This window comes from Aliiglaciecola sp. CAU 1673 (assembly GCF_029223185.1).
Taxonomy (GTDB): Bacteria; Pseudomonadota; Gammaproteobacteria; order Enterobacterales; family Alteromonadaceae; genus Bowmanella.
Map to the genome: position 1 here is coordinate 59,272 of NZ_JARHUG010000003.1, position 26,982 is coordinate 86,253.

General features: G+C 50.7%; 21 protein-coding genes. 15 read left to right on the forward strand and 6 right to left on the reverse strand.

Going from position 1 to position 26,982, the window contains the following annotated elements; all coding sequences use genetic code 11:
- Positions 1 to 151: 151 nt before the first annotated feature.
- The 10 genes from P2G88_RS03585 (at position 152) to pbp4b (ending at position 12,238) form a co-directional block, all read left to right on the forward strand.
- Positions 152 to 907, forward strand: coding sequence for a serine protease (locus P2G88_RS03585; protein ID WP_275794314.1), 756 nt, complete (start codon positions 152 to 154; stop codon positions 905 to 907).
- A gap of 199 nt (positions 908 to 1,106) precedes the next feature.
- Entirely contained in the window at positions 1,107 to 1,883 is a 777-nt protein-coding gene (locus P2G88_RS03590) for a hypothetical protein (protein WP_275794315.1), read from the forward strand.
- A gap of 20 nt (positions 1,884 to 1,903) precedes the next feature.
- Entirely contained in the window at positions 1,904 to 2,176 is a 273-nt protein-coding gene (locus P2G88_RS03595; RefSeq protein WP_275794316.1) for a hypothetical protein, read from the forward strand.
- The gene (locus P2G88_RS03600) at positions 2,173 to 3,090 is read left to right on the forward strand and encodes an HprK-related kinase A (RefSeq protein WP_275794317.1); all 918 of its coding nucleotides are present in this window, start codon (positions 2,173 to 2,175) and stop codon (positions 3,088 to 3,090) included. Before P2G88_RS03595 ends, P2G88_RS03600 begins: the two co-directional genes overlap by 4 nt.
- A complete protein-coding gene (locus P2G88_RS03605; protein ID WP_275794318.1) occupies positions 3,080 to 4,174 on the forward strand; it encodes a nucleotidyltransferase family protein in 1,095 nt (364 codons plus the stop codon). Before P2G88_RS03600 ends, P2G88_RS03605 begins: the two co-directional genes overlap by 11 nt.
- Before the next feature lie 32 nt (positions 4,175 to 4,206).
- Positions 4,207 to 6,249, forward strand: coding sequence for an XrtA/PEP-CTERM system histidine kinase PrsK (gene prsK, locus P2G88_RS03610; RefSeq protein ID WP_275794319.1), 2,043 nt, complete (start codon positions 4,207 to 4,209; stop codon positions 6,247 to 6,249).
- 14 nt (positions 6,250 to 6,263) lie between these two features.
- Positions 6,264 to 7,631: a PEP-CTERM-box response regulator transcription factor gene (gene prsR, locus P2G88_RS03615; RefSeq protein ID WP_275794320.1), complete on the forward strand. Its 1,368-nt coding sequence runs from the start codon at positions 6,264 to 6,266 to the stop codon at positions 7,629 to 7,631.
- A 69-nt stretch (positions 7,632 to 7,700) separates the two neighbouring features.
- Positions 7,701 to 9,092, forward strand: coding sequence for a Na+/H+ antiporter NhaC family protein (locus P2G88_RS03620; protein WP_275794321.1), 1,392 nt, complete (start codon positions 7,701 to 7,703; stop codon positions 9,090 to 9,092).
- Positions 9,092 to 9,757, forward strand: coding sequence for a M15 family metallopeptidase (locus P2G88_RS03625; protein ID WP_275794322.1), 666 nt, complete (start codon positions 9,092 to 9,094; stop codon positions 9,755 to 9,757). Before P2G88_RS03620 ends, P2G88_RS03625 begins: the two co-directional genes overlap by 1 nt.
- Before the next feature lie 15 nt (positions 9,758 to 9,772).
- Positions 9,773 to 12,238: a penicillin binding protein PBP4B gene (pbp4b, locus tag P2G88_RS03630; protein WP_275794323.1), complete on the forward strand. Its 2,466-nt coding sequence runs from the start codon at positions 9,773 to 9,775 to the stop codon at positions 12,236 to 12,238.
- An 8-nt stretch (positions 12,239 to 12,246) separates the two neighbouring features.
- On the opposite strand, the gene P2G88_RS03635 is transcribed toward pbp4b, so the two are convergent.
- Positions 12,247 to 12,990: a hypothetical protein gene (locus tag P2G88_RS03635; protein ID WP_275794324.1), complete on the reverse strand. Its 744-nt coding sequence runs from the start codon at positions 12,988 to 12,990 to the stop codon at positions 12,247 to 12,249.
- Positions 12,991 to 13,111: 121 nt separating this feature from the next.
- Between P2G88_RS03635 and alr the strand changes: the two genes are divergently transcribed.
- Positions 13,112 to 14,200, forward strand: a complete 1,089-nt coding sequence (gene alr / locus P2G88_RS03640) for an alanine racemase (protein WP_275794325.1) — start codon at positions 13,112 to 13,114, stop codon at positions 14,198 to 14,200.
- Between the two features lie 37 nt (positions 14,201 to 14,237).
- Here alr and P2G88_RS03645 read toward each other — a convergent pair whose 3' ends face one another.
- From P2G88_RS03645 to P2G88_RS03660, 4 genes are all read right to left on the reverse strand, one after another.
- A complete protein-coding gene (locus P2G88_RS03645) occupies positions 14,238 to 16,103 on the reverse strand; it encodes a DUF885 domain-containing protein (protein ID WP_275794326.1) in 1,866 nt (621 codons plus the stop codon).
- A gap of 113 nt (positions 16,104 to 16,216) precedes the next feature.
- Positions 16,217 to 17,674, reverse strand: coding sequence for a DUF3300 domain-containing protein (locus P2G88_RS03650; protein ID WP_275794327.1), 1,458 nt, complete (start codon positions 17,672 to 17,674; stop codon positions 16,217 to 16,219).
- A 229-nt stretch (positions 17,675 to 17,903) separates the two neighbouring features.
- Entirely contained in the window at positions 17,904 to 21,086 is a 3,183-nt protein-coding gene (locus tag P2G88_RS03655) for a multidrug efflux RND transporter permease subunit (protein ID WP_275794328.1), read from the reverse strand.
- A gap of 3 nt (positions 21,087 to 21,089) precedes the next feature.
- Entirely contained in the window at positions 21,090 to 22,346 is a 1,257-nt protein-coding gene (locus P2G88_RS03660; RefSeq protein WP_275794329.1) for an efflux RND transporter periplasmic adaptor subunit, read from the reverse strand.
- A 149-nt stretch (positions 22,347 to 22,495) separates the two neighbouring features.
- Between P2G88_RS03660 and P2G88_RS03665 the strand changes: the two genes are divergently transcribed.
- On the forward strand, positions 22,496 to 23,509 hold the full coding sequence (locus P2G88_RS03665; protein ID WP_275794330.1) for a LysR family transcriptional regulator: 1,014 nt from the start codon (positions 22,496 to 22,498) through the stop codon (positions 23,507 to 23,509).
- Between the two features lie 36 nt (positions 23,510 to 23,545).
- A complete protein-coding gene (locus P2G88_RS03670) occupies positions 23,546 to 24,349 on the forward strand; it encodes a hypothetical protein (protein ID WP_275794331.1) in 804 nt (267 codons plus the stop codon).
- Here P2G88_RS03670 and P2G88_RS03675 read toward each other — a convergent pair.
- Positions 24,341 to 25,327 (reverse strand): sensor domain-containing diguanylate cyclase, encoded by a 987-nt coding sequence (locus P2G88_RS03675; RefSeq protein WP_275794332.1) that lies wholly within the window; start codon positions 25,325 to 25,327, stop codon positions 24,341 to 24,343. The genes P2G88_RS03670 and P2G88_RS03675 overlap by 9 nt on opposite strands.
- Before the next feature lie 304 nt (positions 25,328 to 25,631).
- Here P2G88_RS03675 and P2G88_RS03680 point away from each other — a divergent pair, with 304 nt between their 5' ends.
- Both P2G88_RS03680 and P2G88_RS03685 read left to right on the forward strand, forming a co-directional pair.
- Positions 25,632 to 26,408 (forward strand): transporter substrate-binding domain-containing protein, encoded by a 777-nt coding sequence (locus P2G88_RS03680; RefSeq protein WP_275794333.1) that lies wholly within the window; start codon positions 25,632 to 25,634, stop codon positions 26,406 to 26,408.
- 217 nt (positions 26,409 to 26,625) lie between these two features.
- A complete protein-coding gene (locus P2G88_RS03685; protein WP_275794334.1) occupies positions 26,626 to 26,925 on the forward strand; it encodes a hypothetical protein in 300 nt (99 codons plus the stop codon).
- Positions 26,926 to 26,982: the final 57 nt, after the last annotated feature.

Consider the following 26,982-nt stretch of genomic DNA (forward strand, 5'->3'; position numbering starts at 1 on the left):
TCATGAACATCAATTTCGCATTTCCATTCCTTATTTCACCGAGTACGAACGACTCAGAATCCGGGCGGTCGTTTGAATAATAGGGTAAGGTAAAAATCTTTCAGGTATTTTATTCAATCCATCTTAGCTGTTTAAAAAAGGATAAAACCATATGAACAGGATATTGTTGGTGCTGTTACTGGTATGTCTTAGTCCGTTTTCAGTATCAGCCGAAAGCCTCGAAAAAACAGTGGAAAAGGTCAAACCCTCTGTTGTGGGTATAGGCATTTTCGATCCAACGGGGTCACCACGTAGCCAGCTAAGAGGTACCGGTTTTGTGGTGGGCGATGGCACACTGGTTGCCACCAATTTCCATGTGGTGGAACATGCCCTAGACGAAGATTCTCTGCAAAAACGCGTGGTATTTGTGGGAACGGGAAGTAATCCTCAAGTGTTGGATGCGGAAATCCTGACGACCGACCCGGCCCATGATCTGGCTATTCTGAAGATACCCAAAAAGTTTGCACCCTTGCAGTTGGCGGATAATGCCCTGCTTCCCGATGGACGCAGTGTAGCCTTTACCGGCTTTCCTATTGGTGCTGTTTTGGGCTTATATCCAGCGACGCACAGAGGAATAATTGCAGCCACTACCCCTGTCGTCATACCAAGTGCCAATGCGCAGCAGCTCAGCATTGAAATGATGAAACGATTGCGAGATCCCTTTATGGTTTACCAACTGGATGCCACTGCTTATCCAGGAAATAGCGGCAGTCCTGTATATGATGTGCATAGCGGAGAGGTTGTGGCGGTAATTAACAAGGTGTTCGTAAAAGAAAGCAAGGAATCCGTGTTGTCCTCACCTAGTGGGATCAGTTACGCTATACCAATAATATATTTGCGAAAATTGTTGAGTGACTTGGACCAATAATCGACATCCTGTTGTGTCGATTTATTTTACACTTTCCCGGTTGCTTCTGTATTATTCCCATATATATCAAGGGTTTTGATTTTGGCTCGTTTTTTGCAGTATTCAATATATGTGGCCAAAGGCTTTGTAATGAATCATACAAGCTATATCATCAGTTGGTGCACGTTTATTTCAACGTGAATTGTGTTAGGAAGAGAAAATGGTTGACGAGAACAAGAAAGTTGATTCTGTCGAAGTAGCCGAACCATCGGAAATGCAAAATCAGAGTAGACGGAAATGGCTTAAAAGAGCCAGTCTCGCCGCACCAGGCTTGTTGCTGTTGGCGAACCGTCCTGCTATGGCTGCTGGGTGCACCATCTCTGGCTTTATGTCAGTGCAGATGGGAACTTCTCTTACCGTGCATGATGGTGAAACCTGCAACGGCTGGAGCCCAGGTAACTGGAAGAACAATAAAGGCGAGATTGGTAGCTATGCCTGGGATATGGCCGGCTTGACGCCTGGAACTTCGTTCGCCAGCGTGTTCAGATCCAGTATGCTGACCAATACGGAAATACGCCGTATAGTCGGGGGCGTGAAAGAACCTGCTGCACACACATGCATGAGCCAGCTTTTCACTACTCTTGGGACAGAACTGGACGGTCCTACCAAAACCAATGATATAACACAGCATGCTACCGCCGCGCTTCTGAATGCCCGCTTTATTCAGGCGATAAAGGCTGGAACCAGTAAGCCGTTGGCGACGTGGATGTATAACTATCCTACCCAGGATGACATCATTTCCCTTTATCTGATGTGTGAAATGTGTATCAGCTATCCACAAGCCGGCATCGCCTATGAGATTTTGCGCGGCGGCGTGTTGATTGGACGTTCAGATACCATGGTCGAACAAGACTATAAAGACTTCTTTGTCAGCATTGCTGATGGTGGAGGCTATGGTGACATCCTTAAAGATTTAGGTTACGGCAACAAGAAATAGAAGATAGGACCGGTTTAATCATGCTGGTCCGTATCGGTCCTGCCGTATCCGACATCATGGAATTTCAGAGTGAGGTTAGCTGGGTGGTTTATTTGCCAAACACCAAGCAGACCTTGCTCTTTCCTCTTGTCGCCAAAGAGTTGATATCTCAACTACAAAGCGTTCCTTCTCAAACAGTTCCACTTACTGCATTGGTTTCCATGAGTCCAGATAACAAGACTTTGACAGAATCCAATGAATTCGAAAATATACTCTCCAGATTAGTCTCTGCCAGGTTGGTGGAGATTCAGTGATACTGGGTACTCTCGCTGCTGAACATGTGCGGCATCAATTAAATGCTAATGGCATTGCACTGAGAGTAGGGCGTTTTAATGCCTTAATTCAAAGTGATATATCTCAAGTCAGCCAAGATATCATGACGGTCTATGCCGATGCAGAAGTCTTGGAGCATGCGCCAATAGACTTTCACATTCAGTTGTTGGGCTCTGGCGGTTTCAGACGCGTTTTCAGGCCGCAAGTTAACTTCTATTTTCACGGTCATGCACCCTTTCTGCCGTTGCCCATAGAACAATCCCTGCCTTTAATGGAGTGGGGATTGAATTGGTGTGTCAGCCAACACTACCATCGCACTCTCGTGGTCCATGCCGCAGTTGTAGAAAAATACGGTAAAGCGCTTATTTTACCGGGCCAGCCAGGTGCAGGGAAAAGTACACTCTGTGCTTCTCTGGTTGCTTCCGGAGGTTTTCGGTTATTGTCTGATGAGTTGACATTAATTGAATTGGAAAGTGGCAATATTCTCCCCAATCCGCGTCCAATTAGCCTCAAGAATAAGGCGATTGACATCATCCGTCCCACGCGGGGACAGTTGAATCTGAGCAGGGTGGTGCATGACACCCAAAAAGGGAGTGTAGGGCTGTTACAGCCTCCTGCACAGAGTGTGGCGGCTTGGAATTGTCCGGCGTCGCCGGGCTTGGTGGTGTTTCCTCGTTTCAATGCCCAAGCCGAAGGTGGAAAATTGCAAGCCTTGGACAAGGGGCATGCCTTGATGCAGATGGCCAACCAATGCTTCAACTACTCTGTGCTTGCCGAGCAGGGATTTAAGGCCCTAGCTAATCATCTTGAACAAGCCCGGACTTTCAGCTTTGAGTATGATGGAAATCTTGAAGCTGCAATAGATTTAATGGATGAAATGCTTCATGAGAGCTGAAGTCAGCCTTATCATTGAGGTGCTCAAATATCCCGAGAGCGTTTTAGAGTATAATTCGACCGACTGGCAGATAATACTCTCTCAGGGATATCGACACAGGCTGCTTGGGCGCCTGTTCTGTTTGTTATCGGATAAACAACTAAACGACCATATACCAGAAGCATTGCGCTGGCATTTTCAGTCTATGCAGCACTTGAGTCTTGCTCATAGCAGAGACATGCATATAGAAAAGCTAAAGATTGAAAAGGCGTTGAAGATGGTAGGTGTTCAGCCTGTTTTTCTGAAGGGGCTGGCTTATGACCTGGCAAAGGATGCTTCCAGCAAGGGGCGTTTGTATGCTGATGTCGATATCTATATCCCGAGAGAGCAAATACCTGCAGCAGAGCACGCCTTAAAGTTGAATGGTTGGTTTCAGGAAGAAATGGCCGATTATGATGTCGCCTATTATAGAAACTGGATGCATGAAATCCCGCCTCTTGTTCACAAAGAGCGCGCTGTCACTTTGGATGTGCATCATCATCTTTTGCCATTGACTTGCCGATTCGCCTTTTCCGTGGATAAGTTAAATCTCAGTAAGGCAGGTGGTCACCTTGTGCTGGATAGGGATGACCGTATTCTTCATTCGGCTTGCCACTTGTTTATGGAGACGGAGTTTAATAAAGGGCTGCGTGATCTTTCTGATTTAGACTTAATGTTTCGACAACACGCAGGTGCAGATGAAAACTTTTGGTTTTCAATCACTTCTCGCGCCGATGAACTTGGATTAGGCCGATTGTTTTTTTATGCTCTACGATATTGCCACCAAATACTCGGCACCCCTGTCCCACAGCAGATATTGGAAAAATGTCACCGACAATGGGCACCTTCTTTTGGTTTGTCTGTATTGGATTGGCTGTTTACCAAAGTATTGACGGAACCGGTCAATGCCAATAGCCGTTTCGCTTTGCGTTCGGCACATTATTTGATGTTTATTCGGGGACATTGGCTGAAGATGCCGTTGCATATTCTGCTTTATCACAGTTTGCATAAAGGATGGAAGGGCTTTATGTCTATGCTGCAGAGAAGTGAAAATGTTAAGGAATAAATTCCCCGGTTTTCCGGATCAGGAACAATCAAATGCTTGCTGAAATCGGCTATTTCCTTGGGATTGTTGGCAACCTTTTATTGGTATTGCTGCTACTTACAGTAAGGAAGCCTGGTCTGGCCAAGCGTCTGCTTATCCTTGCAACATTTTTTAATGCCGTGTGGGCTGGCGCCCATTTGAGCCATGCACTTTATGCCTTTCCAGTTCATTCTCTTTTGGCCTTTGAAGCCGGCAAGAGTCTGCTCTGGTTGCTATTCCTTTGCTCTGTCATTAAGAAACAGCAATTGGGGATAGGGGAATTGTTAAGTCGCCCTATTACCCTTATCACCATCTCTTTGCCGATAATATTAATCGCCTCTGTAATGTCCGGAGTGCTAGGAGATAAATGGTTGTACTTGCTTATGACCATCATTTCACTTGAACTGCTGGTTTTGCTGGAAACTCTATATCGACAAGCAGGAGAGGAGCGTTGGCATTACAAACCACTGGCCATCTACCTTGGCGCCACGGGTTTGTTCGATTTTGTGATGTTCGCCGATGCGTCGATGCTAAATCAACTAGACCCAATGTTTTGGGCTGCACGCGGCTATGTGCATGCAATGATGCTACCCGCGTTAGTCGTTGCCATTAGACGTATCAAGCATTGGGGCATCGAGATATTCATCTCTCGCGATGTGGTACTGCATAGCTCGTTGTTAATTGTCGCAGGAGGTTATCTTTGCGTGATGGCCCTTGCCGGATATGCGATTCGTTATATCGGTGGGAATTGGTCAGGACCGGTACAAATTGCTCTGGCTTTTTTATCATTGATATTACTTGCCACCGTCTTTCTATCAAATAGTTTCCGCTCAAAGCTTAAGGTCTTCATTACCAAACACTTCTTTGCCAATCAGTATGACTACAGAGAGGAGTGGCTGAAGCTATCCCAGGCATTAAATACCGAGGCCGATTCATTGCCCATGGTCTACCAAAACGGTCTCAATAGCCTGCTAAGAGCCATTGGTTATCAGAGTGGTATGTTGCTCAAAAGCAAAAACAGTAAGCAGGAAGTGGTTTGTCAGCAGGGCCACCCTACGCTAACCCAGACTGAATCCAGTGTGGTGGATGCCATTGCGGCCTATGTGCAAGACAACCACTGGTTGGTGGATATCGAGGAATTGCGCTGCAAACCTTTCCAATATGAGGGACTTCGCATCAACCATGGCATTCTCAATGAATGTAGCTTCCAATTGGTGGTACCTATCTTCAGAGAAAACCGTTTGTGGGGCATGGCATTGCTGCAGCCTAAGTCAGACCATAGGGTGCATCTGAACTGGGAATTGAGGGATTATCTCAATGCCGTTACCGCACAAGTGGCCAACTACATATTCCATTACGAAGCGGCTAAAGAATTGGCTGAAAATGCACAGTTTGCCGCTTTCAACAGGATGTCTGCCTTTGTGCTTCATGATCTTAAAAATGTACTGGCACAAATCGACCTGATTTTGTGCAATGCCCCTCAGCACAAGCACAATCCTGCCTTCATTGAAGATACCTTCGAGACACTGCAGCATACCAAGGCACGAATGGAAAAGATGCTTAAGCAACTCACCGAGAAGAAAGCAAATCAGCCAAGTCAGTTGAGGGCTGTGTCAATGGCCGAGCTAATCAGTAAGGTAGTCAAAGAGCGCTGCCAAATGCTTTCTCCTCGTCCTGTGGTTGAAGAGCTTTCCTCTGTTCAGGTCTCGCTAGACGAAGAAAAGTTTAGTAATGTCGTGTACCATCTAATCAGTAACGCCCAGCAAGCCACAGACGATGCTGGAAAGGTGATTATCCGCGTTGGCATGGCTCAAGAGCCAGGTGTCGTGTTGATTGAAATTGAAGATAATGGCTGTGGCATGAGCCAGGAATTTATTGCCAATCGGTTATTCAAGCCCTTCGATACCACCAAAGGTAATGCAGGAATGGGTATTGGCGCTTATGATGCAAAAAGTTATGTTGAGCAAAGTGGCGGCAGGGTCGAAGTGAACAGCAAAGTCGGCGAGGGCACCGTGTTTAGATTGTATTTGCCCGTCATCAACGAAAAGGCCGCCTAAAAAGGATAAGAACTATGGAAAAATTGTTGGTAGTGGACGATGACATCGGCATTCAGAAGCAACTGAAATGGAGTTTTAGCGAGTACGAAGTGATATTCGCCGAAGATCGCCAGTCTGCTGTCAATCAATTGCGCCGCTATGAACCCAAAGTCGTTACCCTGGACTTGGGCTTACCACCGGACCCCGCCAATGCATCAGAAGGTTTGGCGACTCTGGCCGAAATCCTCTCCCTTGCACCGCAAACCAAAGTGATCGTGGTCACCGGCAATAACGACAAAGAAAATGCCCTTAAAGCCATCGAATTGGGCGCCTACGATTTTTATCAAAAGCCTATCGACAGCGATACCATTAAGATTTTGGTGAGTCGCGCGGCTAATCTTTATGATCTCGAATTGGAAAATCGGCAACTGGCCCAGTCGCAACCGGCCATGGGGAAAATTATCGGCGCCAGTGAGTCAATCCAACAGGCCAGTCGCCGCGCTGAAAAAATTGCGCAGACCGACATCAGTACTTTGCTGCTGGGTGAGAGTGGTACAGGTAAGGAAGTATTCGCCCGCGCTATTCATGATATGAGTGCCAGGCGCAACAAACCTTTTATTGCCATTAACTGTGCTTCTATTCCGGAAAATCTGCTGGAAAGCGAACTTTTTGGCTACGAGAAGGGTGCCTTTACTGGCGCTAACAAGACAACCCCGGGGAAAATCGAAACCGCCCAGGGCGGCACGCTGTTTTTAGATGAAATTGGCGATATGCCCCTCGGCCTGCAAGCCAAAATGCTGCGTTTCTTACAGGAGCGTGTGATTGAGAGGGTAGGGGGACGTCAGGAAATGCCGGTAGATGTGAGGGTGATCTGTGCTACCCACCGCGACATTCCGGGAATGGTGGCTGAACAGAGCTTCCGCGAAGACCTTTTTTATCGTATCAGTGAGATCACTATCAATATCCCACCTTTACGGGATAGAGACAGCGATGTGGTGCTGTTGGCCAGAACCTTCCTGAGCAGCTATAAGGAAGAATACAACGCGAAAGTGAAAGGCTTTAGCGATGATGCTGTGCAGGCTATGCTGCAATACCGCTGGCCGGGCAATATCCGGGAACTGCAGAATAAGCTGAAATCAGCCGTGATCCTTGCCGAAGGAAATATGGTGCAGGCAGAGGATTTGGGGTTAACCCCCACCGGCAATATCAATTACATGCAGTGCATGAATTTGCGCGAAGTGCGCGAAGAAGCAGAAAGCCGAGCCATACGTCAGGCATGGCAATTGGCAGAGCACAATATGTCGCGAACCGCCGAACTCCTGGGCATTACCCGTCCAACCCTGTATTCGTTGATTGATAAATATCATCTGGATGAACTCAAACCCAGTGCATCAACAACCTGATTTCTGTTGCCGGGAGGGGTTGCTCCTGGCCGTATCTGCCTTAAAAAATAACAATAAATAGGTGATGCCTTGTCCGACTGGTTAACCCTACTGCCCCCCATTCTTGCCATTGTTGTGGTGTTCTGGCGCAAGGAAGTCATCCTTGCCTTGTTGCTTGCTCTTTTTTGTTCTGAACTCTTGCTGCTGTCGCAGGCCGGTTCTTCTGTCTTGGTGGCAGCCGGGCTTGGCGGTGTAGAGACCCTCGAGCGCATTGTGAAGGTGTTTGAATCACCCGGAAATGGTCGTATTTTAATTTTCTCGCTGATGGTGGGCGCTTTGCTGGCGTATATGCGTGAATCCGGTGGGGTGACGGCATTGGTCGAAAAACTCGTTGGTGCAGGGGTGGCAAAAAACCAGCGTCAGGTGGGTTTATTGTCCTTTGGCACCGGTGTAGTGGTGTTTATTGAGTCTAACTTAAGTGTATTGACCGCCGGTATTGTCTCCCGTGGGCTGTTTGACCGCTTTAAGATGAGCCGGGCGCGCCTGGCTTATATCATCGACAGCACCAGTGCGCCCGTGTGTATTCTTATTCTGCTAAATGGTTGGGGCGCCTATGTACTGGGAATGCTGGGCACCTATCCCACTGAGCAAAGTGCGGTTTCTATTCTAATAGGCACTATTCCGCTGAATTTTTACGCCCTTTTTACCTTGGCGGTGGTGCTTTTCACGGTACTCACTGGCAAAGTTTTTGGCCCAATGAAGCAATCTGAACAAGAGCTCAGACAGATTCATGACCATGGGGAGCTGGAAATCCCCGCCAGCAAAGCCCGCTTCATGGCCTGGCCGTTGCTGACCATGGTATTTGGCATGTTGGGCTTTATGTTGTGGACCGGGAATGGCCAACTGACCGAAGGCGATGGTTCAAAATCTGTGCTCTACGCTACTACCTTAGCTTGTTTGCTTGCCTATGTTCTGATGCTGCACTCCCGCCGGTTCAGTCATAAACAGCTGGTAGAGATTGGTTTCAAGGGAATGGGCGAGCTGTTGCCACTGGTCACTATTGTGCTGCTGTCACTGGCACTGGGAAGCAGTCTAAAGCAGCTGGGTACCGGTAATTTTATCGCCGGGCTGGTGGCAGATTCGTTGCCGATGTTTTTAATCCCGGCGCTACTGTTTTTAGCCGGTGCATTGATTTCTTTCACAACCGGCACCTCCTGGGGTACCTTCGCTATTCTTATTCCTATTGGCATGCCTCTGGTACTGAATCTGGGACTGCCACCCGAATTGGTGCTGGCAGCCATTTTAGGGGGCGGGGTCTTTGGTGATCACTGCTCGCCTATCTCCGACACGACCGCCGTTAGCAGTCTGGCATCAGGTTGCGATCTGCTCGAGCACGTCCGTACTCAGCTACCCTACGCCATTTTTTGCGGTGCACTGACCTTATTGGCCTATTTACTGGCCGGTTTGTTTTGGATTGGCTGATGCGCCCTTGGTGGCTGCTATTGCTCAGTCTGTCATTGCAGGCGCAAGAGAGGCCGGCGCAGATAGTCGAGCTTAATCAGCTGCTGCCAAAGGCAAATTATGATATTCGCTACGTAGGCAGCAATAACTTTATCGGCCGTCCTATTGCCGGGTACGAGGCACCAAAGTGCTTACTGCACCTAGATGCCGCCAAAGCCTTAAAGCGAGTTGCTGTAAAAGCCGCAGAGTCTGGTTTAAGGCTTAAAATCTTCGATTGCTATCGCCCCAAGAAAGCAGTGGCGGATTTTATGGCCTGGGCTGCCGATCCTAACGACAATGCGAAAAAGGCTAGCTATTACCCAAATCTTGAAAAATCAGCCCTTATCGGCGATTACATTGCGCCTCAATCTGGCCATAGTCGCGCCGCCACCATCGACCTCACTCTTGAGCAGCAAAATAGCTCAGGACAATGGCAGGAGTTGGATATGGGCGGTACCTATGATCTTTTCGATCCTGTTTCCAATACATTGCATCATGATGTGAATCCACTGCAGCGGGAGAATCGCCTGATGCTTAAAGCGCTAATGGAAGAGCAGGGGTTTAAGGCCTATCCACTTGAATGGTGGCATTTTACCCTGGCGCAGGAGCCCTTTGCGGCGTTATATTTCGACTTTCCGGTGCGCTGAATTCAAGGGCTCAGTATGGGATTTCTAAAGCCAGGAATTGCACATTGTTGGCTGTTTTTTCTTTGTGGCTTTTCCATTTTGGGCTGTGCAGCCGAAGGCCCATCGGCAACCGCCACTTCGCAACTTCATTCTCCAAGTTACGATGGCCGGGTAAAATTTCTGGTTTTGCACTTCACTGCAGTGGATTTTGCTTCTGCCAGCAAGGCGTTGATGGAAGATGGCAAGGCGAGCGCCCATTACTTGTTGCCGCAGCGCTTCGATCCCACTTATTCACAGGATCAACTCAAAGTATTTCAACTGGTCGACGAGCAGTATCGGGCCTGGCATGCTGAGCAGGGGATCTGGCAAGGCGCAAGCGACATTAATGGTCAGTCCATCGGCATTGAGTTAGTCAATGTACCCCAGTGTAAAGAGCCGATGGGGCATCACTTTCAACGTGGTGAGGTGCATGGCGATGCGAGCTTGTGTATATTCCCAGACTTTGATCCTGAGCAGATTGAATTGCTGGTTTCGTTGATGCAGGACATCCTCAAGCGTTATCCCCATATCGGCCCTACCCAAATTGTCGGCCATTCTGACGTTAGTCCCAGTCGCACCCACGATCCGGGACCACGCTTTCCCTGGCAACGACTCTATCAGGCCGGTATCGGTGCCTGGTATGACAACGACAGGGTTAATCATTACTGGCAGTCCTTTTCTGCCAGGCTACCGTCTTTGCAATTGATACAGCAAGGACTGGCGTTCTATGGCTATGACCTCGCCCCTCTTGGTCGCGCCGATGCACAAACTCGCAATGTCCTGACCGCTTTTCAAAGCCATTTTCTACCCTGGCACATTAATGGTGAGGCTACCGATAAGACCGCTGCCACACTATTTGCTTTGCTTGAAAAGTACTTTCCCGAAAAGGCCAAGCTACTTTGGCAAGCTTATGAGCAGGAAACTGCGGCAACGGTCTGGCCCGACCCGCAAATGCCCACACAGTTTGATGGCCGCTTTCCTGAGCGTCGTCCCAGTGACAGTAGTAGGGTCAACAATAAACGTCAGTTTCGGGGTTACGCGCAACAAGGAGAGTTATTGCTGACCAGCGAAGGGGCAAACGAAGCTGAGATACTAGTCAATGGCAAGATCCTGGATATTCCCTCGCCCTTATCCCCTGGTAAGCCGCTGCGTGTCAGCCTTAAAGGGCTAAGCCGTGATGGCATCAATACCCTGGAAGTGCGCAATATCCGGCCCAAAGGCAAGGCTCTGAGAATAGAAGTGCCTTATCCTGAACTCATTCAGGCAACCACATCTCCCTATGACTTTAGCAAGGTGGATAAGCTGATTTCTGAGGAGGTGGCACAAGGTTTTCCCGGCGCCGTCTTGCTGGTGGTCAAAGATGGCAAAATTCAAAAACATCAGGCCTATGGCTATCAGCGCGTGTTTGCCGATAACGGTAAGCGTATGACTCAACCGCAGCCAATGCAAAAGGACAGCCTGTTCGACCTAGCGTCCTTAACCAAGATGTATGCGACTAACTTCGCGCTGATGAAACTTGCCTCAGAAGGGCGTTTGGATTGGCACAAGCCCTTGTCTTTTTACCTGCCCGACTATCGCGGAGACGGCCGTGCGTTGGTCAGAATCAAGGACTTGCTTGATCACACTGCGGGGTATGCCCCCGAGGTTCATTTCTTTGATCCGAATAATCCCCTTGGCGAAGCGTTTTTTTCGCAAGACCGGCAACTGACAGAACGGCTGCTGCTGACCAAGGTACCCTTGCAGTTGGCCCATCAGGCCAAACCCAGATACAGCGACGTGGATTATATGCTGTTAGGCATTTTGGTGGAGCGGCTGACAGGTATGAGCCTGGATCAATACGTCGAGCAGGAAATCTATGCACCTTTGGGTCTTAAACAGCTGATGTTTAATCCCCTGCAAAAGGGAGTGCCCCAATCCCGATTTGCCGCCACAGAGATCCAGGGCAATACCCGCGGCGGACGGGTCACATTTCCCAATATCCGCACTTACGTATTGCAGGGAGAGGTCCATGATGAGAAGGCCTATTACTCGCTTGGCGGTGTCGCAGGGCATGCAGGGCTTTTCGGCAGCGCAGAAGAATTGGCAGTACTTGCCCAGGTGCTGCTAAACCGCGGTGGCTACGGGCAGGTGGGCTTGTTCGATGCTTCAGTGCTGGACCGCTTTACCCTGGCCTCAGAGCTGGATATTGCTACCGGGCTGGGTTGGCAGCGGGCGGCAAACGGTGAGCGGCGTTGGGCATTTGGTCCTTATGCCAGTCCGCTGGCCATTGGTCATACGGGTTGGACCGGGGTGATCACCGTAATTGACCCCACTTACGATATGGCGATTATCTTGTTAACCAATAAACGTCACACTCCGGTTGTCGGAAAAAGTGCAGCCGTTCGCTTTGCTACCGATGAATTTGAGCTGAGTCGATACGGCTCGGTGGTAACGGCGGTCTATGAGGCAATACTGGGGATCTGATCTCAAACCTAATACAGGGGCGGCAGACCCCAGGCCAATTCTCTCTCAACATATTGTTGTCTGGGGAGCAGCACAAACAAGGGCTTTTTGTCCTTATCCATCCACATTAGCAGCTTTCGCATGACTTGGGCGGGCATGGCTGTGCAGCCTGCGGTAGGGGCGTTGGCGTCGCGCCAGACATGCAGGAAAATACAGCTACCTGCACCGGCCAGGTTGTTGGGGTTGTGCCTCACTTCCATTCCCAACCGATACAAACCATCACCAAAAGCCAAGTCCCTGCGCATAGGCTCGGTCACACCTTCAATGGGACCGGTTTGGCGAAAGTCCACGATTTGGTTGTAATAAGGGGAATCAGGCACATCTACGCAAAAATCATGCTCCAGGGTGGTGAGATACGGCACCTTCAATCCGGAGAAAGGCTGGTAGCCAAAGGCGGTGCCCAGACTAAACACGCCAGCCGGGGAGCGCCCATCACCTTCATGTTTCTGGATCCCTGGTTGGGGAGGCTGCAAGCCTAAACCCCAGGCTATACCGTTCCGCCCCAAAGTGACCTTGGAACGTGTCGATTGGATTAACCATTCTCCACCTTCCTTCTCAAAGGTCATCAGGTCGCCTTGGTAGCTGTACCAGTCGTCGCTGGTAACAACGATTAGCTGCTGACTGTCTTCCGGCAATTGCCAGTCGGCCACGGCAGAAGCGCTAACACAGATGGCAAGAATCCGTAGGCTCATCACCATCATTTGCTGTAACATTAACGCTCTCCTTTGTCCGAAGCGGCTGCAGGCAGATGATAGAGCAACTCCCTGAATCTACAAAAGGATTTGCGATGCAATCCTGTCAATGGCCGACAATTTGAGTAATGCAAAAAGCCCGATGTTTCGTCCAACCTATGCCCGTATTGATTTAGATGCCGTTTTGCACAATTATCGCCAGGCTGTGGCGCTTGCGCCAAACAGTCAGACGCTGGCGGTGATTAAGGCCGATGCTTATGGTCATGGTGCCCTGGCCGTGGCAAAGAAACTGGCTGGCCATGCCCCGGCCTTTGCAGTAGCTTGTATTGATGAAGCGCTGGCGCTTCGCAATGCGGGTATCCATACGCCCATTCTGTTACTTGAAGGTTTTTACGATCCCAAAGAGATACCCATTGCCGCTCAGCATGGATTCTGGATGATGATCCATGATGAGGCACAATTAGATATCCTGTCCAAAATCCGGCTCGACAAGCCTTTGCATTGTTGGCTGAAGCTGGACACGGGTATGCACCGCCTGGGTACCGCTGTCAGCAGGTTGCCACAGATGCTGCAACGCTTGGCTGAGATTGACAGTATTGCCCCGGACCCGGTACTGGCCACTCACTTTGCCTGCTCGGAAGAGTTGCAAAAAGATATGACAACAAGGCAAATTGCCGACTTTTATGCCGGTGCAAAATGTACCGGGCTGCCTTTGAGTCTGGCCAATTCGGCCGCAGTTTACTTACACGAGGCTAGCCACGCCCAGTGGAATCGTCCGGGGATCATGCTATATGGCAGTACGCCTTTGCCGGGAAAATCCCCGGCACAGTTAGGATTGCGTGCCGCCATGCAACTCTACAGCCAGATATTTGCCTTACGGGAATTAAAGCCAGGAGAAACCGTGGGTTATGGGGCTCGCTGGACGGCGAGACGCCCAAGCCGCATCGCTACCTTAGCCATAGGCTATGCCGACGGTTATCCGCGTTTGACGGATTCATCCACTCAGGTTTACCTGCATGGCCGCTATGCCCCAGTGGTGGGGACAGTCTCAATGGATATGCTGGCGGTGGATGTGACCGATGTACCAGAAGCCAAACTGGGCGATCAGGTGGAACTCTGGGGTGAAAAGGTGTTGGTTTCTGATGTGGCGGCGGCGGCTCATACCATAGGCTATGAATTGTTAACCAAGGTGACCCTGCGCGTACCCAGGCATTATATTGGCCAAGATTGAAAAGGCTTAACCTGTCTGGTTAAGCCTTTTTATGGAACTATCCTTTCTGCTGTTTTACCCAGTCTTTAACTTCTTCGGCAACCAGACTCATAGGGCGGGCGCCAGGCAACAGAATCAGGTCGTGAAATGCACGAATATCAAATTTATCGCCCAGTTCCTCTTTGGCCATGTCGCGTAGCTCTACCAGTTTCAGCATACCCAGTTTGTAGCCCAGCGCCTGGCCCGGCCAGGCCATATAACGCTCCACTTCTGCCACCACATCGGTCATGGATGTGCCGGTGGTGGTATGGAAATACTCAATCGCCTGACCACGGGTCCAGCGCTTATGATGGAGGCCGGTATCCACTACCAGTCTAACGGCGCGATAAAGCTCGGCCTGCAAACGACCCAGATCGCCAAAAGGATCGTCCACATACATGCCCATTTCTTTGGCTGTCAGCTCTGAATACAGCGCCCAGCCTTCGGCAAAAGCGTTAAAGGGGGCGTTTTGACGCAGCAGGCCAATATCTTCTTGAGCCATATTCAGGGCAATTTGGAAATGATGGCCGGGCACCGCTTCATGGTAGGTCAGGGTTTTAAGGCCAAAGCTGGGTACTGCCGCCATATCACGCAGATTTATCCAGTAAATCCCGGGACGGCTACCGTCCAAAGAGGGGGGCGTATAGAAACCGCCGGCTTCCCCTTTCTCGGAGACTGGTGGGATGCGCCGCACTTCTACCGCCTGGGTCGGCATGGTGGCATAGAGTTCTGGTGCCTTGGCCATAATCTTGTCGATTTCTATGTTCAGGTCGTCAAGCAGCTTGGCTCTGCCTTCGTCTGAGTCTTCATATAAGAAACGCTCTTCCTTGGCCAGTGCCACCATTCGCTCACCAACGCTACCTTCGGTATAGCCATTGGCATCCAGAATACTGTCCATTTCCGCGCTGATCCTGGCGACTTCGTCCAGGCCCACTTGGTGAATGGCATCGGCATCAAGATCAGTATCACCAAGATACTGAATCGCGTGACGATAAAACTGATCCCCCTTGGGCTGTGACCAGATACCGTCGGCTTCTCTGGCATTGGGGACTTGCTCCACTGTTTTTCTGGCTTTGGTGTAGGCAGGGTAAATCTTTTGTTCCAGCAATTCAGTGGCCTGGCGAGTAAGATTTTTACGTTTCTTGCCACCTAGTTCGCTGATATTGTTCAGGCGCTCGGCAAAGGTGGTTACCAACGGGTGCTCTGCCGGGGGCGGGGAGAGGAAGTTATCAAAATAGGTCAGGGTGCCGGGGATTAAATTGGCAGGTAATACCACCCCTTGAGCCACATCGGCCTTGAACTTGTCGATAACCTGATAGGTCATGCCCTCCAGCGCGCGCAGGCGCTCAAGATAATCGTTGGCCTCCTGTTCGGTGGTCACTGATTGCTGCACCTGCATCAGTTTGGGAATATCAATCAAAGGACCGGAAATCTGGTTGATAATGTAGGGCAGATGGCCTGCCCAGGTATCGATATAGCCCGCCTGGAACTTTTCATGACCGGCAAAGTATTCTTCTATCACTTTGACGATAGCAAGATGCTGCTGACCAGCATCATCAAGGTCGCCTTTCCCGACTTTTTCCAGTTCCTTGAGGCTGTTTCGCATCAGCTTTTGTAAGGCTTGCATGCCGCTGGGCGAGTAATCTGGCAATCTGTGATTGTAGGGGCCGCCCACTTGTTCAGGGGGGACATCCAACATTGTGGAGAGGGCTGGCTGCAAGGCCATAAAGGCCAGGGTGTGTTGTTCAATTAACTGGTGTGCTGCATTGGACTGGGCTTGTTGCGTCACCTTGGGGCCGGGCGACTGAGGGGTATCAACGGTAGACGGCTGACAACCAACCAAAGCCATGATTATGGCGCTTGCAAGGAGAGATTTAGGCAACATGGGAATTATCCAATTTTTTCAATCTATTGAAAAAATACCCTATCTGCTGGCAAATGAGTAGGGGCCGGCGCAATCGGCCCCGCTAATACACCAGAATCAAACTGGATTCAGGCTTAGTGTTCTTTATGTTGCTTATTGGTTGGTCGTGCATCCCGGTATTGTACTGATGATCTGTCAGTACTGGGGCTGCGCACCACGGTATTGCCGCCTGAATGCACATCTGTTCGTTTGTATGACTGCACCACCGGTGGTGGAGCAATACTTCTTGATGGCACCGTCATCTCTTGCATCGGAACCGGCGCGACAACGCGGGACTGAGACAGGTTAGGTTGGACTGAATAGGTTTTGACCGGATTGTTGGTGGTTGGCTGCGTAATAACCTTTGCCGGGGTAACAGGCTGTACAGGTTTTGGACGGTTAACCTGAACCTGTTGTTTTGGCAATGCTGATTGGCTGATGATGTCTGATCTTGTTTTGCCCGCATCAGAGTACCCGTTTTTTGTGCGCACGGGATCGGGGCCTGCGGATTTGGGCGAAAGCGGTTGCAAATTTGCCACTTTCTTCTGGTAAGGGGCATCATCAAGGCTATTGTTCTGGCGGTTTATCGTTGCCGGGCGAGCAGCCCCATTAGACAAAACACTGGCGGATGAAGATTCTTTGTTGATCGCCCGTTGCCCCTGGTTTTGATTTCTGACTACCACATTGCCAGTATGCACCTCACGGTTAATCACCTTGTAATGCACACCCCGGCGATGGTGAGGATTGTGATGCCAGCGCTGTCCACTTTGGATAATCACCTGAGTGGTAGGGTAGTGGTAATAGCTGATCCTGTGATCATAAACCGGATAATTGACCACTACATGCCGCTGATGCCAGTGGAAGGTGGAGAAATAAAAGGTCGGTCTGACCCACACCGCCGGTCCCCAGTATACGCTGGTCCAGCCATCATAAGCGGGCCAGTAGACAGGAGGGTGAGGATGCCACCAATGTCCGTAAACCACACGGGTATCGTACTGGGGTACATAGATAATCTCGCGTTGGACCGACTCAATGCGGATCACCTGCGGCTCTTCTTCTACCACCACCTGATGGTTAGAGGCCAGGTAGCCGTTGTCTTTGGCCTGGCGGCGAAGATATTGCACTCGCTCCATCACCAGCGCCTCATTGGCGATAAAGGCTTCCCCCAGTGCCTGAGTCCAGTTTAATTCCTGATCCAGGCGTTTAAGCACGTCGGGAAATGGCATCAGCGCCTTAATACTGGGTGACCAGTCCTGATCCTGCACCGCTTCAAGCATCTCTTCGTCATCCAAGTGGCTGTTGGCCTCCTGAAAACGTCTGGCTTGCACTACCTCCAATGGATAACCGGCGGCGATCAGAATATGTGAAAGCAGCGTATCCGGATAAAGGGCAATAGGTGCAAGCAGACCGTCCAATTGCTCTACAGACAACACAGGAGCCACGCTCTCTTCGACCACTTCATGTTCAGTTGCTTGCTGAGCGTGAGCGACTGGCACAGCCGATACAGCTGCCAGAGCCAACAAAAGCGTGGTGAAACGGGTGAATACGGTCATACCAAATATCCTTTAACAGGCGTTGGTATTAATATGGTGTGCCGGGCCTTAATCTTGCCTGAATAGATAACAAAGCAAGAAAAAAGAGGCACCACGGTGGTCTGGTCATTGGGAGCACAGTTGTCGCGCACCGGGTGCCTAAAACCAAATCAATTAATCAATTTGGTAAAAAACCAATCCGCAGATTGGTTTGGCCCGTCTAGCCGACGGGCCCTCCACGCTAGTGAATCTATAGTGGTTGAGCGTTAGCTGCTACCGTGATGGATTGCTGCTTGCGACGCTTGCGACGCTTGCGACGCTTGCGCAATTGGTAGTAGAACACCGGGGTCAGTACCAGGCCGAAAATCGTTACCCCTATCATGCCGGAGAACACCGCCACGCCCATGGCCTGGCGCATTTCTGCACCGGCGCCGCTGGAGAGCACCATGGGCAGTACGCCCATAATAAAGGCGAAGGAGGTCATCAGAATGGGACGAAGACGTAAACGGCCTGCCTCTTTGATGGCTTCCAGCGTGGCCATGCCTTTGTCTTCCAACTCCTTGGCAAACTCCACAATCAATATGGCGTTCTTGGTGGCAAGCCCTACCAGTACGATAAAGCCAATCTGGGTAAAGATATTGTTGTCGCCGCCATAGAGGATTACCCCGGTCATGGCCGAGAGCAGGGTCATAGGCACAATCAGGATAATGGCTAAAGGCAGGGTCAGGCTCTCGTACTGGGCGGCCAGCACCATAAATACCAGCAGCACGACCAACGGGAACACAAAGAGTGACGCATTGCCGGCCAGGATCTGCTGATAGGTCAGCTCTGTCCACTCATAGCTCATGCCAAGGGGTAGCGTTTCATTGAGAATACGTTCCATAGCTGCCTGGGCTTGACCTGAACTGTAGCCCGGGGCAGGGCCGCCATTGACTTCGGCTGTGGCATAGCCGTTGTAGTGCATCACCCGGTCCGGTCCAGCGCCATGCGCTACGTTGAGGAAAGAGCCTAAAGGGATCATATCGCCATGCTGATTACGTACCTTCAACTGGGCAATCTGCTGGGGTTCCTGACGGAACTGCTCATCGGCCTGCACATTGACCTGGTAGGTACGGCCAAACTGGTTGAAATCATTGACATAGACCGAACCCAGATAGACTTGCATGGTTTGGAACACATCTTCGAGGGCCACCCCCTGGCTCATGGCCTTGGTGCGATCCAGGTTCACATCCAGCTGTGGCACATTGACCTGGAAGCTGGAGAAGTTACCGGTCAGCTCGGGCGCGGCCCAGGCCTTTTGCACTATTTGCTGGGTCACCCTATAGAGTTCCTCATAACCCAGGTTACCCCTGTCCTCAATCTGCAACCTGAAGCCTCCGATGGTACCCAAACCCTGCACAGGCGGTGGCGGGAAGATGGCCACAAAGGCATCCTGGATGCTGCCAAACTGGGCATTAAGTTGTCCGGCAATGGCCCAGGCGGACAGATCGGCGGTCGTGCGCTCTGCAAAAGGTTTCAGGGCAACAAACACAATGCCGCTGCTGGGGCTGTTGGTAAAACCGTTAATATTTAACCCCGGGAAAGCCACCGCCGATTCCACCCCTGGGTGGGCCATGGCAATGCTCGACATTTCTCGGATCACCGCTTCGGTTCTGTCCAAGGAGGCGGCATCGGGTAGCTGGGCAAATGACACCAGATACATCTTATCCTGCCCCGGTACATAGCCGGTTGGCGTGGTCGAAAACTGGTGATAGGTCAGGGCCATCAGGCCGGGGTACAGCACCAATACAATACCACTTAGGCGCACCAGCTTGCCGATCCCGGCGGTATAGCTCTTGGCGCCTCGCTCAAACAGGCGATTAAAAGGTGCAAACAGCCAACCCCCGAAAAGCTTGTCCATAAAGCGGGTTAGCGCATCCTTTGGGGCATGGCGGTCTTTTAGCAGCAGGGCTGATAACGCCGGACTCAAGGTCAGGGAGTTAAAGGCAGAAATAAAGGTAGAAATCGTAATGGTCAGGGCAAATTGCTTATAGAATTGCCCGGTCAGGCCCGACATAAAGGCGGTAGGAATAAACACTGCGGCCAATACCAAAGTAGTGGCGACAATAGGCCCGGTCACTTCACCCATGGCCTTTTTGGTGGCTTCAATAGGCGACAGACCGTCATGGATATTACGTTCAACGTTTTCCACCACTACAATGGCGTCGTCTACTACTATGCCGATAGCCAGCACCAGACCGAACAGGGACAGGGCATTTAATGAAAAACCGAGCAATTGCATAATCGCAAAGGTACCGACCAAAGACACCGGCACCGCTACCAGCGGAATAATGGAAGCGCGCCAGGTTTGCAAAAACAGCACTACCACGATGACGACCAGCAAGATGGCTTCGAGCAGGGTGGAAATTACCGCCTCGATAGAGCCGCGCACAAAGACGGTAGGGTCATAAACGATGGAATAGTCGAGGCCCGCCGGGAAGCTTTTTTTCAGCTCGGCCATGGTGGCGCGTACATCATCGGAAATCTGAATAGCATTGGAGCCTGGTGCCTGGAAGATGGGCAGGGCAACAGCTTCTTTGTTGTTAAGCAAAGAGCGCAAGGCATAAAACTCCGAACCCAGCTCAATACGGGCCACATCACGTAGACGTGAGATCTCACCATTGCTGCCCACTTTGATAATTATCTCGCCAAATTCCTCTACCGTTTCCAGACGACCTTTGACGTTGATCAGCAACTGAAAGTCGCTGCTGCCGGAGGGCTGTGCGCCCAAGCTGCCGGCGGCGGCCTGCTGGTTCTGGGCACGGATGGCATTGACAATATCACTGGGGTTCAGGCCCAAAGCCGAAACCTTTTGCGGATCCAGCCACACACGCATGCTGTATTCACCTGCGCCGAACAGCTCTACATTGCCTACACCGTCGATACGGGCCAGCTCGTCCTTAACCTTCAAATTGGCGTAGTTGGACAAATACAGCATATCGTAGGTGTCATCGGGAGAGGTGAGGTGCACCACCATGGTCAGATCCGGTGAGGATTTTTCGGTGACCACGCCTAAACGCTGCACTTCCTGTGGCAGACGCGGTATGGCTCTGTCCACCCGGTTTTGTACCAGGTTGGTGGCCTCATCGGGATCGGTGCCGATAGCAAAGGTCACGGTCAACGTCATACGCCCGTCAGAAGTGGCCTGGGAAGACATATACAACATGTTTTCCACGCCGTTGATTTCCTGCTCGAGCGGCGAGGCCACGGTTTCGGCAATAACCTTGGGGTTGGCGCCGGGGTAGGCGGCGTTAACCACCACGGTGGGCGGCACCACTTCCGGATATTCGGTAATGGGCAGTTTCCAAACCGCCAGCGCACCGGCGATAAAGATCATCAGTGACAACACCGCAGCAAAGATGGGCCGCTTAATAAAGAATTGCGAGAAGTTCATGACTTAGCCTCCCACTTTGGCGCCATCAGCGCCTTTGCGGGCCGCAACTTGTTGCTCGGCTGAGTTTTCGTCCATGCGCTTTTGCATGGCATGTAGCTGGTTCAATACCTCATCGGCGGCCATAGGCACTTGTTCGGCGCTCACCGGTGTGCCGGGACGCACCCGCTGCAGGCCCTTAACCACAATGCGCTCACCGGCACGCAGACCGGATTTGATAATTCGCAGGCCAGCAATTTTTTCGCCAAGTTCCACGGCGCGGTACTGCACCTGGCTCTGCTCATCCAGCACCAGCACGTATTTATTACTGAGATCGGTGCCGATGGCTTTATCGTCAATCAAAATACCCTCGTAGCTGGCGCTACCTGGAAGTTTGATGCGGGCAAACAAGCCCGGCAGAAATTGGCCATCGCTGTTATCAAAAACAGCACGGCCACGGATAGTACCGGTGCTGGGATCGACCCGGTTATCGACAAAATCGATATGGCCCAGGTGGGGATAGTCATTATCGCCGGCCAGGCCCATCAACACCGGATGTTTGACCTCTCGGGCGCTTGGACGGCTGCCTTCTTTGGCCAGTTTTTGATAATGCAGATAGGTTTGCTCATCGGCATCGAAATAGGCATAGGCCTTATCGGTGGAGACGATGGTGGACAGCAGGCTTTGTCCCGCATTTACATAGTTGCCCTTGGTAATTAGGGCGCGGGAAACACGACCGGCAATAGGCGCTTCAACACGGGTGTAACCCAGGTTTAGCTTGGCCAGCTCCAGAGCAGCGCCAACCGAGCGGATACGGGCCTGGGTTTGCTGTAACTGAGCACGGCGATTGTCCATCAGCTCCTGAGAAATGGCATTCTGTTTTACCAGACGCTCGGCCCGCTCGTATTCACTTTTGGCTAAGGCCACTCGGCTTTGCGCTTCCTCCAATTCGGCTTGCAGGCGCTTCACCTCGGCTTTAAAAGGGCGGTTATCGATAAAAAACAAAGGATCACCGGCTTCAACCAGCGCCCCTTCTTCAAAGGCAACCAGATCGATGTAGCCGGATACACGCGGGCGCACCTCCACCGACTGCGGTGCCTCAAGGCGACCGGTAAATTCATCCCACTCGGCGATGTGTTCGGATAGCACTTCGGCCACCGATACCTGCGGGGCGGGCCTGGCCTGCGGTGCAGCGTTGCCAGATTCACAAGCGCTAAGCAGTGCCAATACGGTGGTTAGCACACCGATTTTCAAGGCTTTGTTGGTAAAGGAAGGCAGTTTCATAGCATGCTCCTCGAAATAGACTGAATAATGACCAATTGCGACGATGCTATTATGGGTAGGGATGATAAATAAAAAAAATTATAAAAAAATATAAATGACATCATTTAAAATGATGTATTGTTAATCTGAAGCTATTCAAGGGAGTCGCCATGCGCCATCAAGAAATCAATTTGCTGATGATCTTCGACGCCATCATGACCGAAGGCTCGATTACCCGGGCCGCCGATCGTATGGCCATGACCCAGCCGGCGGTATCGAATGCCTTATCCAGAATGCGCAGCGCCTGGAAGGACGAACTCTTTGTCAAAGATGGTCGCGGAATTCAGCCCACGGTATACGCGCAAAATCTATGGGCACAAATTCGCGCCCCCTTACAACAACTGGAAGAAGCGGTCGATCCCACTGTATTCGATCCGGCTACTGCCAAACGGACCTTCCGTATTATGACCGCTGATGTGATGGTTGATATTGCCTGGATTGCCTTGCGCAAGCTGGTAGAAACCCAGGCGCCCAATATCAATATTCATGCGGTGCCGGCCCGGATTGTCACCAATGAGAAGGCCTTACACGATGCCGAAGTGGATTTAGTTATTGGTGCCAGCCCGGCCAGATCCAATGTCATTCACAGCGAGTATTTGTTTTCCCCTAAATATGTGTGTGTGATGCGGCCTGATCATCCTCTGACCCGCACGCCGCTAACCTTGGAAAATTTTGCCAAGGCCGAGCATTTACTGGTGTCCATATCGGGCGATGTGGTTGGCGTAACCGATGAAGCCCTGGCCAAACTGGGTATGCGCCGACGGGTTGCGATGACGGTTAACCATTTTGGTGCGGTGGTGCCTTTAGTTAAAAGCAGTGATCTTATTTGTGTGATCCCTTCTACTGTAGTTGAGCGCGCCATTTTTGAGGACGAGCTGGCCGTTTACGAAGTGCCGGTCGAACTGGAGCCCACGCAAATCACTGCCATGTGGCACAAACGCCAGGAACGCGATGCCGGTTTGATGTGGTTGAAAGGGCATCTGAATGGACTGATTAAATCCCATGTTCAACGGCATTTTGAGGCGCTCAACCGCTGTTGTCGAAACCGGGGCTGCCAAAAGGCAATGGGCGAAGGATCGATTAGTCTGCCGGATTCTGCGGTCAAGGACCTGGTCAAAATCTAGTCTGGATGCTGCAATAGCCTCATTGGAGGTGCACTTATGTCACATCGCTGGTTTGTCTGCTTTTGTCTTATGGTGATTTGCCAGGGATTACCTGTAACGGTGTTCGCTTACCACATTCAGGGATTGTCGCAATTTGAAAAGACCGAACAGCAAAAGCTCAAAGCCTGGATAGACAAGGGCGTGGAGGCTACCACTAATACTTTCGGCGGCTATCCCTTTCCCATTTACCTTCAGCTTTATCCAAAGCGCTCTAATCAGCCGGTACCCTGGGCCAACACCTGGCGTGAGGACAAGCAAAGTGTACATCTTTATGTGGATCAGCGATTTCCCCTGGATCATTTTGTAAATGATTGGACTCTTTATCATGAATTAAGCCATCTGGCCCTACCGTATCTGGGCAGTTGGCATTCCTGGTTTGCCGAAGGCTTTGCCAGTTTTATGCAGTATCAGGTGATGGATAACGCTGGCGTGCTGGAAGGGGCGCCGATGCAAGGTTACATTCGCAAGATCACGCCACATTGGGCTAATTATCAAAGTGAACACAGCGCTGCTGCTGTGGCCAGACGCTTGATGGAAAATCGCAATTATCCTGGCGCCTATTGGGGGGGCGCCTGGTTTTTTGTGCTGGCGGATAAGCGTTTGCAAGCTCAAGGAAAGAACTTGGTCGAGGTAATGCGAACCTACCAACAATGTTGCAGAATAAAAGACGATAACTTGGAAGATGTCGTCGAGTCTTTGGATACCCTGGTCGATACGCCAGTGTTTAAGCCGCTACTAAAACAGTTTGAAACGCAACCGGCAAAAACACTATTTCGCGAAGAGGATCTGCGCTTACTCTGACTCAAATTCGGCATAGTGCACGGCATCTTTTCCACTGCGCTTCACGCCGTACATCAACTCATCCACACGCTTTAGCATCTCATCCACGGTTTCAGGACAACTGGTGCATACCAACACGCCAATACTGAAAGTAACCTGCCAATCGTATTGGCGCATTTCCCTAAGGAGTTCCTGGCGAATACGGTCAATCACCTTGCGTGCCTCTTCGAGATTGGTTTCCGGCAGCAAGATGCCGAACTCGTCTCCTCCTAATCGGGCCAGAAAATCGGTCTGGCGTAAACAGAGTTGGGTAATACTGGTCACTCTTTGTAACAGGCGGTCACCACAATCGTGACCAAATTCGTCGTTTACCTGCTTAAAATTGTCCACATCCATATATACCGCGGTGAAAGGACGCTGATAGCGCTCAGAACGTTCGATCTCATGTTTGGCCGCCTCATGAAAGGCACGCCGGTTGCCTACACCGGTCAGTGAATCAATACGGGCCAGCAATTTTTCTCTGCTGAGGGCCTGGGTTAAGGCTTCCTGGGTTTGCCGGAAGGTGGTCATATCGCGGATGGAGCATATTACCCATGGCTTGTCCTCGAACTCAAAAGGGCTGAGCATTATATCCACCGGGATCAAACGGCCATCTTTATGACGTCCCGAAAGCGACATCAGATTGCCCATATTGCGCCTTACCGGGTCTTTTAAATACTCAGCAACATATTTTCCGTGCTCATTTCTGGCACTTACCGGTACCAACATACTGACACCCTGGCCAATTAATTCTTCTTTGGTGTACCCAAATAAGTCGGAAATCTGGCTATTGAACATGACAATCTGCCCTTGATGATCCACTACCATGGTGGCATCAGGCAGGGCTTCAAGCATGTTTTTACAAAGCGGAATGCTGACAGTTGAATTCTTCCCGGAAGGAGTGCTTGCCGCCAGGGTCTTGGCTTGCGCCGCATTGGACGTATCGGTCTTTGAATACATGCTGTTTTCCTGATGGTTATGCAACCAAAGGCCACTATTTCAGTAAGCTGAAATTAGCCTGCCGGAACACCGCTAATGGGACATCTTTAAACTTTAGTGCGCCGTATACTATTTAAACAGATTGCAGAAGGATGATTATTGACTTAGATCTAGCCTGGGCTAAAAGATCCCCGGATTTTGTCACCAACCGACTTGCTCGCAAGTGCTCTGTCGCGCTACTGTGTAATGATAGAAATATGGCTTGGATTTTTTGGTTTTGCCGACTCTAAACCTGTTGCCAATGTTTATGCTATTTGTTTCAGCTATGGCATTTTCCGCACCTAAGCCGCAGAGGGTGTATTCCTATCACGCCGTTGCTCCCTTTTATATGCCAGAAGAATCTTTGGACCTCAGTCGAGCCTGGGTGGCGGCGTTTAATAATTGGCAGCAAGAAGTGAAACTGGAGCTGGTCAATATTGAGCGTCCTGCGCTAAATGCCATCGTTGAAAGCGAGCAGCCGTTCCTAATTCTGTGGGCCAACCCCTTATGGTTTCAATTCCGCGATCCCGATTTACAAGCCAGTGATTCCGTATTTTGGGATGCCGATGTGTGGATAAGTCGCAATGATGCCCCCGTGCGTTATCGTGAGCCGGAGAATCTGATAGGCAAAACCATAGGGGCACGCAAAGGCTTTTACTATAAAGGCGTCAATGAACTGGTTAACGCAGGAAAAGTCATGCGCGTGGACACCGATTCAGATGAACACAGTCTTTCGCTGCTTCAAAAGGGCAAAGTGGAGACCTTTGTGATGCCGCGTTCCAGCTTACTCTATTGGCAGGCTTATAATGTGATGCCAGATAATTTACACGTCGCCCAGGCTCCTCATGATGCCTATACCCGCCATGTATTGCTTAGTGCCGACAATGCCAAATTATTACCACTTTTTAACCGCTTTATCCGCATGTTGCGTGAAGATGCGGATTGGCAGAAAAAACTGGAATTCTGGGGAGTCAAAGATCTGCTCAATCCCTTTGAATTGGATCTCGATGAATTGATGGAGCTTGAGTCTGAGACTGAGCCAGTCGCAGACGCCCTTAAGTAAATCCATGTCAGTTTAATCGGCCCTGGGTTTAACCGACCCAGCCCCGGGTATTGTTAACCCAAGCTAAAACGCCTCCATTGGGGCGTTTTTTATTCTCCGAGTAATAACTGCCGGGTATTTCTGACCCGTTTCGTTTCTTTCTGAAAACATTTTTCATTCTATTTCAATGAGTTGGCACGTTTCTGCGGGTTGGCGCATTGCTTGCTGTACAAGCGCTGTGAACAAGCTCAAACCCAACAGCGATCTTCCTACTAACAGGGCTTCCGATCAGGATGCCGGGGCCGATGTGGCCTGGGAAATTCTTCGCTACATCCAGCGTCACCCCGATTGCGCAGATTCAGTCGAGGGTGTCGTGCAGTGGTGGTTGCTCAGGGAGCGATACAAGTTGGGGTTGGAACAGGTGCAGAGAGCGTTGGATGAGCTCTGTGCAAAAGGTTATCTGGACAAACGTATCGTTGCCGACGGCACGGCCATATACAGCGCCACTAAGCCTGGCAATTCAAAGCAGTACCAATAGCAATGACGCTTGTTTGGATGGGCCAGCAGTCATTGTGAAGACATGCTACCAGGAGAA